The following is a 14,430-nucleotide window of genomic DNA, read 5'->3' on the forward strand; positions in this document are numbered from 1 at the left end:
CCGCGCGGCGAGCGAGGCGGCGGGCCGCGCGGCGAGATCGCCGATGCGCCCGAGCCCGGCGCGGCGCAGCGCGACGGTGTCCTCCTCGCCGAGCTCGAGCGCGGCGACGGGGAGGGAGCCGACTGCCTCCGCCTCCCCGCCGGGGGGGATGAGCGGCGCGGTGCCGAAGCGGGCAAGCGCGCGCGCCGCCTCCGCCGTTCCGGCCACCGCGCCGCGTGCCGTGAGGCCCGCCTTGCGGAACCGTGCGAGGATGCGCCGCCGCAGCGCCACCTCGCCCCCGAAGAGATGGGCGCAGCCGGTGATGTCGAGCACGAGCCCGTGCGGCGGGTCGAAGGCGACGAGCGGCGTCCAGCGGTCGCTGTCCTCGGCGATGCGGGCGAGCAGCGTGTCATCCCCCGCGGGGTCGTGATCGGCCACCGCGAGGGCGGGGATGCGCGCCCGCGCATCGGCAAGCGTCAGGCCCGGGCCGAGCCCGAGTGCTGCCGCCTCGCGGCTGACCGCGGCGAGGCGGAGCGCGCCCTTCTCCGGTTCGACGAGGACGAGCGGCGCCTCAGCCGGCGCGCCGCCAGGCCGCATGCCCCCCCGCTGCAGCCTCTCTGCCGGCAGGAACGGAAACCACAGGGCGAGATAGCGGCGCGGGCTCGGCGAAGGTGAGGCGGTCACGATCCCACTCCACGTGCCAGGTGCGCCCGGGGATGCCGGCGCGGTGACGAAGCAGGGCGAGGGCGAGGGCGGGGCGCCCCGGCGCATTGGCCTCGAGCGGCCGGGACGGCGCGGCCGAGACCGACCAGCGCGTCATCGCCGCGCTCGGCGCCGGCGTGGCGGCGAGCCTGACGAGGATGCAGGGCACGCCCGAGCGGCCCGCGGCAAAGCCGAGCCGGCGCGTGGCGTTGAGGTCGAGCGCGCGGCTCTTCCCCCACACCTCCACCAGCACCGCACCCAGCGGGGGGCAGCGCAGCGCCTCCTCCGCCGCGCGCACCGCGCCCTGCTGATCTGGCACGCGCACGAGAACGATGCGGTCGGGCTCGGCGCCGAAGGCGGCGAGCCCGGAGCCGAACAGACGCCCCGCCTCCTGGTCGACGAAATCCTGCCTGATCCAGACGAGGGAGCGGGCGCCTGCGGCCCTCAGCGCAATGCCGAGGCCGAAGCCCGCGGCGGCCGCGGCATCGTTGGTGCCCTCCTCGGCATAGGCCTCGTGCAGCGCCGCCCGCGGCAGCCCGCCGCCGAGCGGGCCATCGAGGCTTGCCGTGCCGAAGGGGATCGGCTCGGCCGCGGCGAGGCCTGAGGCGGGGTTCGACCGCGCGAGCAGGGCCTTGAGCGCCGCCAGGGTTTCGTGCGCTGCGTGTGTCATGTTCCTGATTTGTTCTATAACGACTCTCCGCCCGCGAAGAGTCAAGCAAGCCGTCGGGGCTCCGGCCGCGCCCTCCCGGAGGGGCGGTTTTCCCCCTCGGCCCAGCCCCGCGGCTCAGAGAACGAAGCGGCCGCCGTCCACCATGATCGCCGAGGCGGTGACGTAGGAGGCCTCGTCGGAGGCGAGCCAGAGGATCGGGTAGGCGATCTCGCGCGGCTCGGCCCAGCGGCCGGCGAGGCACCCGCCCTTCGCCTCCGCGTCGAGGTCGCCCCGCGTGCGGCCTGCCGCCTCTGCGCGACGGATGTGGAACGGCGTCAGCGTCAGCCCGGGACACACGGCGTTGGCGCGGAGGCCGTGCTTCGCCTCCTCGAAGGCGAGCGTCTTCGTCATCGAGATGATGCCGGCCTTGGCGACGTCATACTGCCCCATGCCCGCGCGCGGGTTGACCGCATGCGTCGAGGAGACGTTCACGACGCTGCCGCGCCCCGACGCGCGCAGATACCCGATGGCCTCGCGCGTGAGCCAGGCGTAGCTGAGCAGGTTGATGCGCAGGATGTCGTTCCACGTTTCGCTCCTGGCTTCGCCGAGCGGTTCGTAGGCGCGGATGCCTGCGTTGTTGACGAGGATGTCGATCCGCCCGAACGCGCTGGTCGTTGCCTCGACGATGCGCCCTGCCGCCGCCTCCTCGCCCACATCCTCGACGAGGGAGACGACCCTGGCCGCGGGCACCGCGCCCTTGATCGCGGCGACGACCGCTTCGAGCGCTGCGGCATCGCGGTCGACGAGCACGATCCCCGCGCCTTCCTCGGCGAAGAGCTGGCCGGTGGCGGAGCCGATGCCGCCCGCTCCGCCGGTGATGATCGCAGCCTTGCCCTGGAGCCGTCCTGCCACGTCGTTCTCCTTCCGCAGACTCTCAGCCGATGATGGAGCCGGCGGCCTCGGCCTCCGGCGGGGTGGTGAGCGCGCGCCACAGCCCGGCGACGGCATAGAGCGTCATGATCGCCCCCGTCAGCGGCACGACCATGTACCACCAGGTCTTGTCGAGCCCGAGGAAGGGGGTGATCTCGCCCGCGTCGCGCACGAAGGCGTGGCCCATCACCGTCATCACCAGGGCGAGGAGCAGCATCAGGGAGCGCGTGAACACCGCGAGCACACGCCGCGCCGGGCCTGGCAGCGCCGCCTCGATCACCGTGACGCGGTAGAGCGCACCCTCGCGCCACAGCGCCAGGGCGCCGAGGAAGATCATCCAGGCGAACAGCCACTCGATGATCTCGTCGTAGCCCGAGATGCTGAGCGCCGGCACCATGCGGCCGACCACTGCGACGAGAAGCAGAAGGAACAGCCCGAGCAGGCAGGCGACCGCCCCCCACTTGCAGGCATGCCCGACGGCGCGGTCGAGCGCGCGGAGCGCGGCGGCCATTACCGCACCACCCCGTAGCCGAGCAGGTTGGGAAGCCAGAGGGAGAGCTCCGGCACGAAGGTGATGATACCGAGCACGGCGATCAGCGCGAGAAGATAGGGCCAGATCTCGGCGGTGATCTCGGCCATCGACACGTTGCTGATGGAGGAGACGACGTAGAGGCAGAGCCCGACCGGCGGCGTGACGAGCCCGATCATCAGGTTCAGCACGATGATGACGCCGAAATGCACCGGGTCGACGCCGATGGTCGTCATGATCGGCAGGAGCACGGGGAAGGCGATGATCAGGATCGCGATGCCCTCGATGAACATGCCGAGGAGCAGCAGCGCGGCGTTGATGATCAGCAGGATCACCCAGGGCTCGCTCGAGAGGCCGAGCAGCGCGGCGAGCAGCGCGTTCGGGATCTGCTGCTGGATCAGCACCCATCCGAACGGCGCGGCGGCGGCGATGATGAACATTACCTGCGCGGTCTGCCGCACGGACTCCCAGAGGATCTCGGGCAGGGCGGCGAAGGGAAGCTCGCGGTACCAGAACGTGCCGAGAAGGAACGCGTAGGCTGCCGCGACGACGGCCGCCTCGGTCGGCGTGAAGAGGCCGCCCAGGATCCCGCCGAGCACGAGCGGCGGCAGGGCGAGCGCGGGCAGGGCGGCCGCGACGATGCGCCAGGCGATGGCGAAGGCCGGGCGCGCGCTTCCCATCGGCAGGTTCTGGCGTTTCGCGACGAGGGCGACCACCGCCATCAGCCCGAGCCCCATCAGCAGCCCTGGAACGATGCCTGCGAGGAACAGCGCGCCGACGGAGACATTGGCGAGGCTGCCGTAGATGACGAAGGGGATGGAGGGCGGAATGATCGGGCCGATGGTGGATGAAACCGCCGTGAGCGTGGCGGCGAAACGGCCGGTGTAGCCTGCCTCCTTCATCGCCTTGATCTCGACCACGCCGAGGCCGGCAGCGTCGGCCACGGCCGAGCCGGACATGCCCGCGAACAGCATGCTCGCGAGCACGTTCACATGGCCAAGCCCGCCGCGAACGCGCCCGACCATCAGGTGCGCGACGTCGAAGATGCGGTGCGTCATGCCGCCGGTGTTCATCAGGTTTCCGGCGAGGATGAAGAAGGGAATGGCAAGCAGCGGGAAGGACGTGGTGCCGGCGTAGAGGCGCTGGATGAAGATCGGCAGGAGCTCGGGCCCCACCGCGATCCACATCGTGCCGATCGCGACGACCCCGAGCGCGACGGCGATGGGCGTGCCGAACAGGATGAGCACGCACAGCGCAATCAGGATCGCGGCGATGAACATGCGGCCTTTCCCGGCGGTTCAGGCAAGAAGAACGGCGGGGCGCGCCGCCGCCGCCCCGCCGTTCGTCGAGGCGTTTCTCAGGCCGTGCGGGCGGAGCGTACGAGGCCGGCCCAGGTGTTCCAGGTCTCCTCGCCGAGGGCGCGCTTGAGCTGGTCATAGGCCGGGCCCATCCGGTCACGGAACGGCGCGACCTCGGGCCGCGTGACCGCGACACCGGCCTTCTGCATCTCGGAGAGGAAGAACTCCTCCTTCTCCTGCACGCCCTTGCGCGCCGCGGCGCCGGCCGCATTCGCCTCCTCGGTGACGATGGCGCGCTGCGCATCGTTCATCCTGCCCCAGGCCCGCGGGTTCCCGGCGAACATGATCGAGGCGTAGATGTGCTTGGTCAGCGCGATGTGGCTCTGTACCTCGAAGAACTTCGCGGCGAAGGTGGTGGCGACCGGGTTGTCCTGGCCATCGACCGTCTTGTTGGCGAGCGCGAGATACACCTCCTGGAAGGCGACGGTCTGCGTGCTCGCGCCGAGCGCCTCGAAGGCCGCCTTGATGGCGAGCTCGGGCGGAACGCGGATCTTCAGCCCCTGCACATCGGCCGGCGTGTTCACCGGGCGGCGGCTGTTCGAGAGCGCGCGGAAGCCCCATTCGAAATTGGCGATCCACTGGAACCCTGCAGTGCGAAGCTGCTGCGCGATCCAGTCCCGCCCCGTGCTGTCGAGCGTCCGGTGCGCGTGCGCGTAGTCGTCGAACTGGTAGGGGATGTTGATCACCCCGATCGTGCGCGACATCGATTCGATGTTCGCCGGATTGAGCAGGATGAAGTCGATCGCGCCGAGACGGGTCTGCTGCGCAGTTTCGACCGGCGAGCCCAGCGCGTTGTTGGGGAAGATGGTGAACTTCACCTCGCCGTTCGTGCGCTCGGCGATGCGCGCGACCATCTTCTCGGCCTCGATGTGCACCGGGTGCGAGGGATCGGCCGGGTGGGTCAGCCGGTACTGGACGGCCGCGCGGGCGGGGCGGGCGACGATGGCGAACGAGGCGCCGAGCCCGGCCATGAGGGCGGTGCGGCGGCTCGTCGAGGGCAGGCGGGTCATGGGCGTCCTCCTCTGGCCGGCGCGCGTGCTCCCGGCCATGTTTTCCCCAGCGGAGGGCTTCGCTGCCCTCGCTTTATTGAATGCTGCATCCTGCATACCGGCTTTCCAATTGGTCAAGCCGCCGTCTGGCCCTTCTCTCGCACCCTCGTGTGCCGGCAACCTCGGAGCGGCTGGATCGTTCACGAGGCATGGAAGACCCACGCACCCCCCCTGCACCCGGAACGGCAACCGGCACCCGCCAGGGCGTCATCAGCGGCCGCGTCGTCGTCATCCTGGTGGTATCGCTCGCACTTGCCGTGCTCGGCCTCTGGGCGAGCGGCGTGTTCGTCTAGAGCGCCGCCCTCCCTGCCGAGAGGTTTCAGCGCCTGTCCCACGCCGCGCCAGCGAGCACGGCGGCGAGCACGCATGCCATGCCGACGAGCTGAGCCGCACCAACGTGCTCGCCCAGTACGAGCGCGGCCATGGCGACGGCCGCGACGGGCAGTATGGATGTGGTGAGCGCAGCGTCGCTGCCCGCGAGCCGGGCTGCGCCGGCATACCAGAGAAATAGCCCGCCCACCGTCGGCACCAGCGCGTACCAGAGCATCGCGAGCCACGCCTCGGCGGGGACGACGAGGGCCCATGGCTGCTCGAGAAGCGCGAGCGGCAATGTCAGCAGCGCGCCCAGCCCGGTCATCACGGTGGACAAGGCGAGCGGCGGCACCGCAACGCGAAGTCGCTTGTTGAGGATCAGGAACGACGCCTCGCAGGTCACGGCGCAGAGAACGATGGCATTGCCGAGCAGCGCTGACGGATCGACCCGCAATCCCTCCGCCGCCCCGCCTGCGGTGACCGCGGTGACGCCCGCGCTTGCGAGCGCGATCGTCATGACCTGGCTTCTGCGAAGCCGTTCGCCGAGCAGGATGACGGAGACGAGCGCGACCATCGCGGTGAGGCTTCCCATCACCACGCCTGCATCGGCGGCGCTTGTCCAGCGCAGGCCGAACAGGAGAAGCACGGGATAGCCGACCGTGCCGAGCCCTGCCTGGGCAAGCAGCAGAAGCCGGTCCTGCCGGTCGGGCCGCGGCAGGCGCTCACCGGCGAAGCGCATCAGCAGCAGGAAGATCGGCAGGCAGAAGGCGAGGCGAAGGCAGGTCGCGCTGAACGGCGGAACCGAGGCGACGATCACCTTGCTCGCCACCACCGTGCTGCCGACCGTGACCATCGCCGCGCCGCAGAGCGCGAAGCCGAGGAGGCGTGTCGCGCGCGGCGCCGTCGGTTGTACGGCACCGCGCGGTCGAGACCCGTGTTGACGCATCGCCTCCGGATAGCAGCGGGGCACCTGCCCCGCCAGAGCGTGCGCCGTATCGTCAGAACGGCAGGATGATGTCGAGGAGCTGCTGGCCGTAGCGCGGCTGCTGCACGTCCGAGATCATGCCACGGCCGATATAGGCGATGCGCGCCTCGGCCAGGCGGTCATGCCGCACCGTGTTGTCGCTCTGGATGTCCTGCGGGCGGATCACACCGGTGATGCCGAGGTCGCGAAGCTCGTTGTTCACGCGAACCTCCTGCCGCCCGCCGAGCACCAGGTTGCCGTTCGGCAGCACCTGCGTGACGGTCGCGGCGACGCGCAGCGTCACGGTCTCCGTGCGCTGGATCTGCCCCGCGCCGGTCGAGCCGCTCGTCGAGTTGCCCGAGACGAGGTTCGAGGCGGAGACGCTGTTGGGCAGGATACGGTTGATCGAGCTCTCGAGGCCGAGCATCGCGGGAAGGCCGAGGCTCTCGCTGTTGTCGCGCGAGCGCGTCGAGGAGTTGGCGAGCTGCGCCTCGTCGCGGATCGAGACGAGCACGGTGAGGATGTCGCCCACCTGGGCGGCGCGCTGGTCACGGAAGAAGGCGCGCGATCCCGGCCGCCAGAGGCTGTTGGCGTTCGCGATCGGCTCGCGCGGCGCGGGCATGGGCATCGACACCGGCCGCCAGTTGGGAGACTGCGTCGGGTTCTCGATCTCGGTGAGCTGCGGCCCGCGGCCGATCTCGGCGAGCCGCGTGCCGGCGTTGCAGCCCGCGAGCATCGTGCCTGCGAGAAGAAGGGCGAGGAGACGGGTCATCGAACGAGCTCCGCACGGCGAAGGGGGAGGTTTCGGTTGTTCTGCTGCGGCCGGCTGACCGGAGCGGCGTCGGCAGAGACGCGCACGCGACCCGGCCCCGTGACGACGCCCTCGAGCACGGCACGGCTTGCGACATTCATCACCTGGATGCGCGCGCCCGCCGCGCCGTCCTCGAGCGCGCGGCCCTGGGCGGTGATCGAGAGGCCTGGAAGCTCGAGCTGGAGCGAGACGGCCGCGCCGCGCTGCACGAGCGCGGCGGAGCCGAACTGCTCGCCGGTGATGGGCGCGCCGGCCGGAACCGCCTCGCGCAGCATCCGCCCCGCAAGCCGCGCGGGGTCGAGCACGGCGTCTGCCGGAACGCGGGCCGCAGGCATCCGTACGATGCGGAGATCGCTCGCCCGAAGCGTGTCGCCTTCCGCGAGGCGGCGCGCGGCAACGGGCACCGCCACCGTGTCGTCCACCCGCCCGGCGATGCGCGCGCGCACCGGCGCCTCGGGCCCGACGATCGCGGCGATCTGCGCATTGAAGCGCCCCTGTGCCGCGTCCCACCCGAGATCCTCGACGATGATGCGCGGCGCGGTCACGCCAAGAGGAACGACCGGCGGTGTGAAGCCGGTCAGCACGATCGGCGCCTCTGCCGCTTCCGGCGCGCCGGCGGCGACCAGCGCCTCGCGCAGCGCCTCCTCGACCGCCTCGCGCGACAGCGCCCTGCCCGGTCGCTCCACCACGGAGGTGGTGGCAGCCGAAAGCGTGATGCCGTTCGCCCGCGCGATGGCGCTGAGCTGGCCGGCCTCGACCGTATAGACGCGGCCCGGCGCGGGTGCGGGGCCGAGCACCCTGTCGCCGCGCGGCAGCGTGCCGTCGAATAGGTCCGACAGCCGCACCTCGGGCCCATGCACGACCACATGGCTGCGTGGCGTGACGGCGAGCGCGCCGGAGGCGAGAAGGGCGGCCAGCGCCGCGCCGAGAAGGAGGGGGGAGCGCATCGGCGTCATGCTCCTCAGCGCAGCCGCGCGAGCGTGGACAGCATCTCGTCGGATGCGGTGATGACCTTGCTGTTCATCTCGTAGGCGCGCTGCGCGGTGATCAGGCTCGTGATCTCGGAGACGACGTTGACGTTCGAGGTCTCGACGAAGCCCTGCATGATGTTGCCGTAGCCGGGCGCGCCCGGAACGCCGGCCTGCACCTGGCCGGAGGCGGGCGTCTCGAGGAACAGGTTGTCGCCGATCGCCTCGAGCCCCGCCTCGTTGGCGAAGATCGCGGTCTGGATCTGGCCCACGTTCTGCAGCGCCGCCTGGCCGTCGAGCTTCACCAGAACCTCGCCATTGGCGTTGATCGTGACGTCGCGCGCCTGGTTCGGGATCTGCACGCCGGGAAGAACGCGGAACCCGTCCGCCGTCACGATCTCGCCGTTCGGGGAGAGGCCGAACGTGCCGTCGCGCGTATAGGCGGTCTCGCCAGAGGGGAGCTCGATCTGGAAGTAGCCGGGGCCGCGGATGGCGAGGTCGAAGCGGTTCTCGGTCTGGCTCAGGTTGCCCTGCTCGGCGATGCGGTAGACGGCGGCTGTCTTGACGCCGAGGCCGAGCTGCACGCCGGAGGGAACGACCGTGCCGGTGTCGGAGCTCGTCGAGCCGACGCGGCGCATGTTCTGGTAGATCAGGTCCTGGAACTCCGCACGGCGGCGCTTGAAGCCTGTCGTCGAGAGGTTGGCGATGTTGTTGGAGATCACCTCGACATTGGTCTGCTGGGCGAGCATCCCGGTGGAGGCGATGTGGAGCGAGCGCATGGGTCTCTGTCCTCTCTCGAAACGTCTTCGTCAGCCGCGGCGGCGGAGCAGGCGATCGATCACCTGCAGGCTCCGCTCGCCCTCGCGCTCGACGAACTGTGCGGCGAACTCGAACTCGCGCTGCTGCGCCATCAGAAGGGTCAGCTCGACGACGGGCTGGATGTTGCTGTCCTCGACCATGCCCTGCATCACGCCCGGCGCCTCGACGGCCTCGGGATCCTGGCCTTCCTCGGCGCGGTAGAGATTGGCGCCCTCAGCGACGAGCTTCTGCGGCTCCTCGAAGCGGACGACGCGAAGCTTGCCGACCTCGCCGTTCGGCGTGCTCACCGTCCCGTCGGCCGCGATCGCGATGGAGGCCTCGTTCGGCGCCACGACGATGGGCTGGCCGGTGGTCGAGAGAACGGGGAAGCCTTCGGAGGAGGTCAGCCGGCCGTTGGGGTCGAGCGTCAGGCGGCCGTTGCGGCCGAAGCGCTCGCCCCGCGGCGTCTCGAAGGCGAGGAACCCGTCCGAGGACAGCGCGACGTCGAGCGCGTTGCCGGTGCGGCTGTGCGGGGCGGCGGCATGGTCGCGATGGGTGGCGCGGTCCTGCACGAAGTGGATGGTCCGCGCGCTAGAGGGCTGGTCCACCCGGTGCTGGGTCAGGAGATAATCGCCGAACACCTTCCGCGAGCCCTTGAAGCCGGGCGTGTTCGCGTTGGCGATGTTATGGGCCGTCATCTCCGTCTGCCGCTGCAGGGCGATCATCCGGGAGAGGGCAACGAAGGTCGTCTGTTCCATCGCGGGTCATCCGTCATGGCGGCCAAGCGCCGTCACGGCATCGGCAGCAAGCGGCGTGCCAGCGGCCCAGGCCCTTGATTCCTGGCGATTTCTGCTGGCCCGGCACGTCTGCCCGGCAGGGCCTGCCGGGCAGGGGCGAAGCCGCGGGCCGCCCCATGAGGAGAACCGAGCAAATCTTGCCGGCTTCAAGGTTCGTTAACGGGTGCTGGGGCACAGATGCATGCGCCGGCACGCCATGGGGGCGGCCGGGGCGAGGGCAGGAGAAGGGTCGATGTCCGGCGGTGCAGCCGCAGCGGTCGAGCCTGGCGCAGAAGGCGCCGAGGGAGCCAAGAAGGGCGGCAGGAAGAAGCTCATCCTTCTCGCCGTTCCGCTTCTTCTCATCGGTGCCGGCGCGGGCCTCTGGTTCAGCGGAATCCTTCCTGGGATGCTCGGCATGGGTGCGAAGCCCGCCGAGGAGGCGGTCAGCGAGCCTCCCGCCATCGTTCCGGCGCTGTTCGACATGCCGGAGATCATCGTCAACCTGAATGTCGGCAATCGCCGGGCAAGCTACCTGAAGCTTCGCTCCAAGATCGAAATCGCAGACAGCCGCGACGTCGCCCATGTGCAGGCGGCCGTGCCGCGGCTGCAGGACCTCTTCACCACCTACCTGCGTGAGCTCCGCCCCGAGGAGCTGCGCGGCTCGGCCGGAACGCACCGGCTGCGCGAGGAGCTGATCGCGCGCGCCAACGTCGCCGCCCGGCCGGCGCGCGTCACCGACGTGCTCTTCGTCGAGATGCTCGTGCAATGAGCGGCCCAGGCAATGACATGGGCGGCGAAGACATGACCGACGACCTGCCGCAGGACGACGACGCGCTCGCCGCCGCCTGGGGGGCTGCCGTCGACGGTGAGGACGGCGAGGCCCTTGGCGCGGGCGTCGATGCCGCGCGGGTGCTGAACCAGGCGGAGATCGACAGCCTGCTCGGCTTCGAAGGCAGCTCGGACGGCGAGGAGCAGCTGTCCGGCATCCAGAGGATCATCTCTTCGGGCCTCGTCACGTACGAGCGCCTGCCGATGCTCGAGATCGTCTATGACCGTCTCGTGCGCATCATGTCCACCAGCTTGCGCAACTTCACCTCCGACAACGTCGAGGTGTCGATCGACAACATCGTGTCGCTTCGCTTCGGCGACTACCTGAACTCCATCCCGCTTCCCGCGATGCTCGCCGTGTTCAAGGCCGAGGAGTGGGACAATTACGGGCTGATGGTCGTCGACAGCGCGATGATCTACTCGATCGTCGACGTCCTGCTCGGCGGCAGGCGCGGCACGGCCCCGATGCGCATCGAGGGCAGGCCCTACACGACGATCGAGCGCACGCTCGTCGAGCGGATGATCCATGTCGTGCTCGCCGACCTCGCGCAGAGCTTCGACCCGCTCTGTCCGGTGAACTTCCGCTTCGAGCGCCTCGAGACGAACCCGCGCTTCGCCGTCGTCTCCCGCCTCTCCAACGCCGCGGTGCTCGCCAAGCTGCGCGTCGAGATGGACGATCGCGGCGGCAAGCTCGAGCTTCTCCTGCCCTACGCCACGCTCGAGCCGGTGCGCGAGATGCTTCTGCAGCAGTTTATGGGCGAGAAGTTCGGCCGCGACAGCATCTGGGAGAACCACCTCGCCGACGAGCTCCTCGAGACGGATGTCGAGATGGAGGCGGTGCTGGACGAGCAGTGGATGAAGCTCTCCGACATCGTGCGCATGCAGCCCGGCAGCCAGCTCGTGCTGAACAGCACGGCAGACAGCCCGGTGAAGCTGCGCTGCGGCGGCGTGCCGCTGTTCGAAGGACACATGGGCCGGCGCAACGGGCGGATGGCGGTCAGGATCGACCGTGACGCGCCGCGCCGGGAAGGGGTGCGCGCATGACGATGACGGCGCTGCAATGGGGCTTCGAGGTGGGTCTCGCGCTCCTGCTCGCGGCAACCCTCTGGTACGCGATCAGGCTCGAGCGGCGCCTCGGCGTGCTCCGCCGCGACAATGCCGCGCTCGAGGCGCTCGTTGCCGGCTTCAACGACGCGACCACCCGCGCAGAGGCCTCCACCGCGCGCCTGCGCGCTGCGGCCGAAGGCGCCGGGCGCCAGATCTCCGACCAGGTCGAGGGCGCGGGGCGGCTGCGTGACGACCTTCTGTTCCTGCTCGAGCGCGGCGAGCAGCTCGCCGACAGGCTGGACACGGTCGTGCGCGAGGCGCGTGGCATGGTGTCCGACAGGGCTCCCGCACGCGCGGCGATGCCGCAGATGCCGAACCCGCCCGCCGCGGAGCCCGAGGCGCCGCGCGTGCGCAGCCAGGCCGAGCGCGATCTCCTCCAGGCGCTGAGGGCGGCACGATGAGCATCGGCGGGCGGCTCGCGCCGCGGCTCCTGCCGATGGCGATCCTCGGCATGACCGGGCTGCTCGGCGTCAAGGTCGCGGACCTCGCCACGCGCGCGCCCGTCGCCCGGCTCGGCGCCGAGACGCCCCTCCTGCCGATCGGGACGAGCGCGCATGCCGCGCGCGTCACGGCCGAACCGTTCCGCGAGGCCGCCGATGCGCCTGCGTCGGCCCCGGCTCGGAGCCAGCCTCCCCAGCCTGCCGCGGGTGCACCGGCCGCGGCGCCCGAGCCGCAGGTCCAGGTGGCAAGCGCTGCCGAGCGCGCCGTTCTCGAGGAGCTTCGTGCCCGTCGCGCGATGCTCGACCAGCGCGAGCAGGCCCTGCTTGTGCGCGAGAGCGTGATGGCGGCGACCGAGCAGCGCCTGTCCAGGCGCATCGAGGAGCTCGGCGCGCTGCAGCAGCGCCTCGAGGCGCTCGACAAGGCAGCGCGCGAGCGTGAGGACAGCGGCTGGCGCGGCCTCGTGCGCATCTACGAGAACATGCGCCCGCGCGATGCGGCGCGCATCTTCAACGAACTCGAAATGGTCACGCTGGTAGAGGTGGTCGACCGCATGAAGGAGCGGACGGCAGCCCCGATCCTCGCCGGCATGGAGCCGGACAAGGCGAAGGCACTGACCGCCGAACTCGCGCGGCGGCGCGCCACCGGTCCCCGCGCCGAAGCGGGTGGCTGAGGCTGAGGCAGATCAAGGCAAGCAGGACAGGACGCACCATGGACAAGAACATGAACATCCTCATCGTCGACGACTACAAGACGATGCTCAGGATCATCCGCAACCTCCTCCGCCAGCTCGACTTCCAGAATGTCGACGAGGCGACGGACGGTGCGGCCGCGCTGTCGATGCTGCGCACAGGCAGCTACGGCCTCGTGATCAGCGACTGGAACATGCAGCCGATGACCGGCCTGCAGCTTCTCCAGGAAGTCCGTGCGGACGCGAAGCTGAAGAACCTGCCGTTCATCATGGTCACCGCCGAGAGCAAGACCGAGAACGTGGTCGCCGCGAAGCAGGCGGGCGTGTCGAACTACATCGTGAAGCCCTTCAACGCCGAGACGCTGAAGGAGAAGATCGAGAAGGTGCTGGTCCATGCCTGATCAGGGCCAGGTGCGCGCAGAACGCGCGATGCTCGCCGCGCGGCTCGCCGCGCTGCGGGAGCGTCACCGCGAGGCGACGACGTCCGAGGCGGTTGCCGAGGTCGTCGAGGCCGTCCTCGCCACGATGCATGGCGACCTCTCCCAGACCGAGGCGACGCTGCTCTCCGAGGTCGAGCAGATCGGCCGCACGATCGCTGCCGCAAAGCAGGAGATCGCCTCGCTCCAGGTCGAGGACATCAACGGGACCTACATCCCCTCGGCGACGGACGAACTCGACGCGATCGTCGAGGCCACGGCGCGCGCCACGAACGAGATCCTCGATGCCTGCGAGACCTTCGAGGGCATCTCGTCCGAGATCGGTGGCGAGACGGCCGAGCGGCTCCAGGCAGCCACCACGCGCATCTACGAGGCGTGCAGCTTCCAGGACATCACCGGCCAGCGCATCACCAAGATCGTCGGCACGCTGAAGGCCATCGAGGAGCGGATTTCCGCGATCGTCGACACCTTCGCCGAGCGCCTGCCAGGCGACGGACGCGCCGGGCGCAAGGCAGCCGCCGCGCCGGAAGGCGAGGCCGCGCTCCTGAACGGCCCGCAGCTTCCCGGCAACGGCGTCGACCAGGCGGAGATCGATCGCCTGCTTGCGAGTTTCGACTGATGCGCACGCCAAAGCGGATGCTCCGCCTCGTCCTTGCCGCGGCCCTGCTGTTCGCCGCAACGCCGGCCCGTGCCGAGGAGGCGGTGGCGCTCCGCTTCGGCGTGCACCCGACCTACAGCCGCGTCGTGTTCGACTGGGCCGACAGGCCCGCGGGCTACGAGATCGCGCGAGAGGGCGACAGGGTCCGCATCACGTTCGCGCGCACGCCGCGCTTCGATGCGGCGGCGCAGCGGCGCCTTCCGCCGATGGTCACGGCCTTTGCCCCGCAGGGCGATGGCGTGGTGATCACCCTCGCACCGGGCGCACGGGTGCGCGACTTCCGCCTCGGCGCGCGAATCGTCCTCGACATCTCCCAGACCGAGCCCGAGCCCACGCGCGCCGCGCGGCAGCCGAACGCTGCGCCCGCTGCCGCGGCCGCTCCGGCGCCCGCGCCTGCTGCCCCAGCAGCAGCACCGCAGCCGCAGCCTGAGCCGGCACCGGCTCTG

General features: G+C 70.6%; 19 protein-coding genes. 8 read left to right on the forward strand and 11 right to left on the reverse strand.

The annotated features are described in order from the left end of the window. The 6 genes from FIF60_RS20385 to FIF60_RS20410 all read right to left on the reverse strand — a co-directional run. On the reverse strand, positions 1-576 hold a 576-nt coding region (locus FIF60_RS20385; RefSeq protein WP_162616882.1), incomplete at its 3' end, for a Y-family DNA polymerase. After that, entirely contained in the window at positions 551-1,351 is an 801-nt protein-coding gene (locus tag FIF60_RS20390; RefSeq protein ID WP_144300133.1) for an ImuA family protein, read from the reverse strand. The genes FIF60_RS20390 and FIF60_RS20385, both read right to left, overlap by 26 nt. 114 nt (positions 1,352-1,465) lie before the next feature. Beyond that, positions 1,466-2,242 carry an SDR family NAD(P)-dependent oxidoreductase gene (locus FIF60_RS20395; RefSeq protein ID WP_144300134.1) on the reverse strand — a complete coding sequence of 259 codons (777 nt, stop codon included), beginning with the start codon at positions 2,240-2,242 and terminating at the stop codon, positions 1,466-1,468. Positions 2,243-2,264: 22 nt separating this feature from the next. Continuing rightward, on the reverse strand, positions 2,265-2,771 hold the full coding sequence (locus tag FIF60_RS20400) for a TRAP transporter small permease (protein ID WP_144300135.1): 507 nt from the start codon (positions 2,769-2,771) through the stop codon (positions 2,265-2,267). Then, on the reverse strand, positions 2,771-4,069 hold the full coding sequence (locus tag FIF60_RS20405) for a TRAP transporter large permease (RefSeq protein WP_144300136.1): 1,299 nt from the start codon (positions 4,067-4,069) through the stop codon (positions 2,771-2,773). The genes FIF60_RS20400 and FIF60_RS20405 overlap by 1 nt, the downstream gene beginning before the upstream one ends. 77 nt (positions 4,070-4,146) lie before the next feature. Beyond that, the gene (locus FIF60_RS20410; RefSeq protein ID WP_158639322.1) at positions 4,147-5,157 is read right to left on the reverse strand and encodes a TRAP transporter substrate-binding protein; all 1,011 of its coding nucleotides are present in this window, start codon (positions 5,155-5,157) and stop codon (positions 4,147-4,149) included. A 188-nt stretch (positions 5,158-5,345) separates the two neighbouring features. Here FIF60_RS20410 and FIF60_RS21780 point away from each other — a divergent pair, with 188 nt between their 5' ends. Then, positions 5,346-5,489, forward strand: coding sequence for a hypothetical protein (locus tag FIF60_RS21780; protein ID WP_158639323.1), 144 nt, complete (start codon positions 5,346-5,348; stop codon positions 5,487-5,489). 26 nt (positions 5,490-5,515) lie between these two features. Here the strand turns inward: FIF60_RS21780 and FIF60_RS20415 are convergent, their stop codons facing one another. Genes FIF60_RS20415 through FIF60_RS20435 form a run of 5 tightly spaced genes read right to left on the reverse strand, consistent with a single transcriptional unit; the run spans position 5,516 to position 9,807 of the window. Continuing rightward, positions 5,516-6,454, reverse strand: coding sequence for a DMT family transporter (locus tag FIF60_RS20415; RefSeq protein ID WP_144300146.1), 939 nt, complete (start codon positions 6,452-6,454; stop codon positions 5,516-5,518). A 52-nt stretch (positions 6,455-6,506) separates the two neighbouring features. Next, the gene (flgH, locus tag FIF60_RS20420; protein ID WP_144300138.1) at positions 6,507-7,244 is read right to left on the reverse strand and encodes a flagellar basal body L-ring protein FlgH; all 738 of its coding nucleotides are present in this window, start codon (positions 7,242-7,244) and stop codon (positions 6,507-6,509) included. Next, positions 7,241-8,230: a flagellar basal body P-ring formation chaperone FlgA gene (flgA, locus tag FIF60_RS20425; RefSeq protein ID WP_158639324.1), complete on the reverse strand. Its 990-nt coding sequence runs from the start codon at positions 8,228-8,230 to the stop codon at positions 7,241-7,243. Before flgA ends, flgH begins: the two co-directional genes overlap by 4 nt. Positions 8,231-8,244: 14 nt before the next feature. Beyond that, complete coding sequence (flgG, locus tag FIF60_RS20430; protein WP_144300140.1) at positions 8,245-9,030, reverse strand: flagellar basal-body rod protein FlgG; 786 nt, start codon at positions 9,028-9,030, stop codon at positions 8,245-8,247. A 30-nt stretch (positions 9,031-9,060) separates the two neighbouring features. Then, a complete protein-coding gene (locus FIF60_RS20435) occupies positions 9,061-9,807 on the reverse strand; it encodes a flagellar hook-basal body complex protein (RefSeq protein WP_144300141.1) in 747 nt (248 codons plus the stop codon). 271 nt (positions 9,808-10,078) lie between these two features. Between FIF60_RS20435 and FIF60_RS20440 the strand changes: the two genes are divergently transcribed. The 7 genes from FIF60_RS20440 to FIF60_RS21790 all read left to right on the forward strand — a co-directional run. Continuing rightward, complete coding sequence (locus FIF60_RS20440) at positions 10,079-10,594, forward strand: flagellar basal body-associated FliL family protein (protein WP_144300142.1); 516 nt, start codon at positions 10,079-10,081, stop codon at positions 10,592-10,594. A gap of 17 nt (positions 10,595-10,611) precedes the next feature. Continuing rightward, positions 10,612-11,697, forward strand: a complete 1,086-nt coding sequence (fliM, locus tag FIF60_RS20445) for a flagellar motor switch protein FliM (protein ID WP_239451740.1) — start codon at positions 10,612-10,614, stop codon at positions 11,695-11,697. After that, entirely contained in the window at positions 11,694-12,161 is a 468-nt protein-coding gene (locus FIF60_RS21785; protein ID WP_158639325.1) for a DUF6468 domain-containing protein, read from the forward strand. The genes fliM and FIF60_RS21785 overlap by 4 nt, the downstream gene beginning before the upstream one ends. Then, a complete protein-coding gene (locus tag FIF60_RS20455) occupies positions 12,158-12,871 on the forward strand; it encodes a MotE family protein (protein ID WP_144300143.1) in 714 nt (237 codons plus the stop codon). Before FIF60_RS21785 ends, FIF60_RS20455 begins: the two co-directional genes overlap by 4 nt. Before the next feature lie 38 nt (positions 12,872-12,909). Continuing rightward, complete coding sequence (locus FIF60_RS20460) at positions 12,910-13,290, forward strand: chemotaxis response regulator CheY (protein ID WP_144300144.1); 381 nt, start codon at positions 12,910-12,912, stop codon at positions 13,288-13,290. Beyond that, a complete protein-coding gene (locus FIF60_RS20465; RefSeq protein ID WP_144300145.1) occupies positions 13,283-13,945 on the forward strand; it encodes a protein phosphatase CheZ in 663 nt (220 codons plus the stop codon). Before FIF60_RS20460 ends, FIF60_RS20465 begins: the two co-directional genes overlap by 8 nt. Continuing rightward, on the forward strand, positions 13,945-14,430 hold a 486-nt coding region (locus FIF60_RS21790), incomplete at its 3' end, for a hypothetical protein (RefSeq protein WP_456305161.1). The genes FIF60_RS20465 and FIF60_RS21790, both read left to right, overlap by 1 nt.

This window comes from Elioraea rosea (assembly GCF_007644105.1).
In the GTDB taxonomy this organism is placed as follows: Bacteria; Pseudomonadota; Alphaproteobacteria; order Acetobacterales; family Acetobacteraceae; genus Elioraea_A; species Elioraea_A rosea.

Coding starts and splice junctions, on each gene's coding strand:
- flgG (WP_144300140.1), bottom strand. CDS start 9,030: ATGCGCTCGCTCCACATCGCCTCCACCGGGATGCTCGCCCAGCAGACC.
- FIF60_RS20405 (WP_144300136.1), bottom strand. CDS start 4,069: ATGTTCATCGCCGCGATCCTGATTGCGCTGTGCGTGCTCATCCTGTTC.
- FIF60_RS20465 (WP_144300145.1), top strand. CDS start 13,283: ATGCCTGATCAGGGCCAGGTGCGCGCAGAACGCGCGATGCTCGCCGCG.
- FIF60_RS20410 (WP_158639322.1), bottom strand. CDS start 5,157: ATGACCCGCCTGCCCTCGACGAGCCGCCGCACCGCCCTCATGGCCGGG.
- FIF60_RS20400 (WP_144300135.1), bottom strand. CDS start 2,771: ATGGCCGCCGCGCTCCGCGCGCTCGACCGCGCCGTCGGGCATGCCTGC.
- FIF60_RS20460 (WP_144300144.1), top strand. CDS start 12,910: ATGGACAAGAACATGAACATCCTCATCGTCGACGACTACAAGACGATG.
- FIF60_RS20455 (WP_144300143.1), top strand. CDS start 12,158: ATGAGCATCGGCGGGCGGCTCGCGCCGCGGCTCCTGCCGATGGCGATC.
- FIF60_RS21780 (WP_158639323.1), top strand. CDS start 5,346: ATGGAAGACCCACGCACCCCCCCTGCACCCGGAACGGCAACCGGCACC.
- flgA (WP_158639324.1), bottom strand. CDS start 8,230: ATGCGCTCCCCCCTCCTTCTCGGCGCGGCGCTGGCCGCCCTTCTCGCC.
- flgH (WP_144300138.1), bottom strand. CDS start 7,244: ATGACCCGTCTCCTCGCCCTTCTTCTCGCAGGCACGATGCTCGCGGGC.
- fliM (WP_239451740.1), top strand. CDS start 10,612: ATGGGCGGCGAAGACATGACCGACGACCTGCCGCAGGACGACGACGCG.
- FIF60_RS20390 (WP_144300133.1), bottom strand. CDS start 1,351: ATGACACACGCAGCGCACGAAACCCTGGCGGCGCTCAAGGCCCTGCTC.
- FIF60_RS20435 (WP_144300141.1), bottom strand. CDS start 9,807: ATGGAACAGACGACCTTCGTTGCCCTCTCCCGGATGATCGCCCTGCAG.
- FIF60_RS20415 (WP_144300146.1), bottom strand. CDS start 6,454: ATGCGTCAACACGGGTCTCGACCGCGCGGTGCCGTACAACCGACGGCG.
- FIF60_RS20440 (WP_144300142.1), top strand. CDS start 10,079: ATGTCCGGCGGTGCAGCCGCAGCGGTCGAGCCTGGCGCAGAAGGCGCC.
- FIF60_RS21785 (WP_158639325.1), top strand. CDS start 11,694: ATGACGATGACGGCGCTGCAATGGGGCTTCGAGGTGGGTCTCGCGCTC.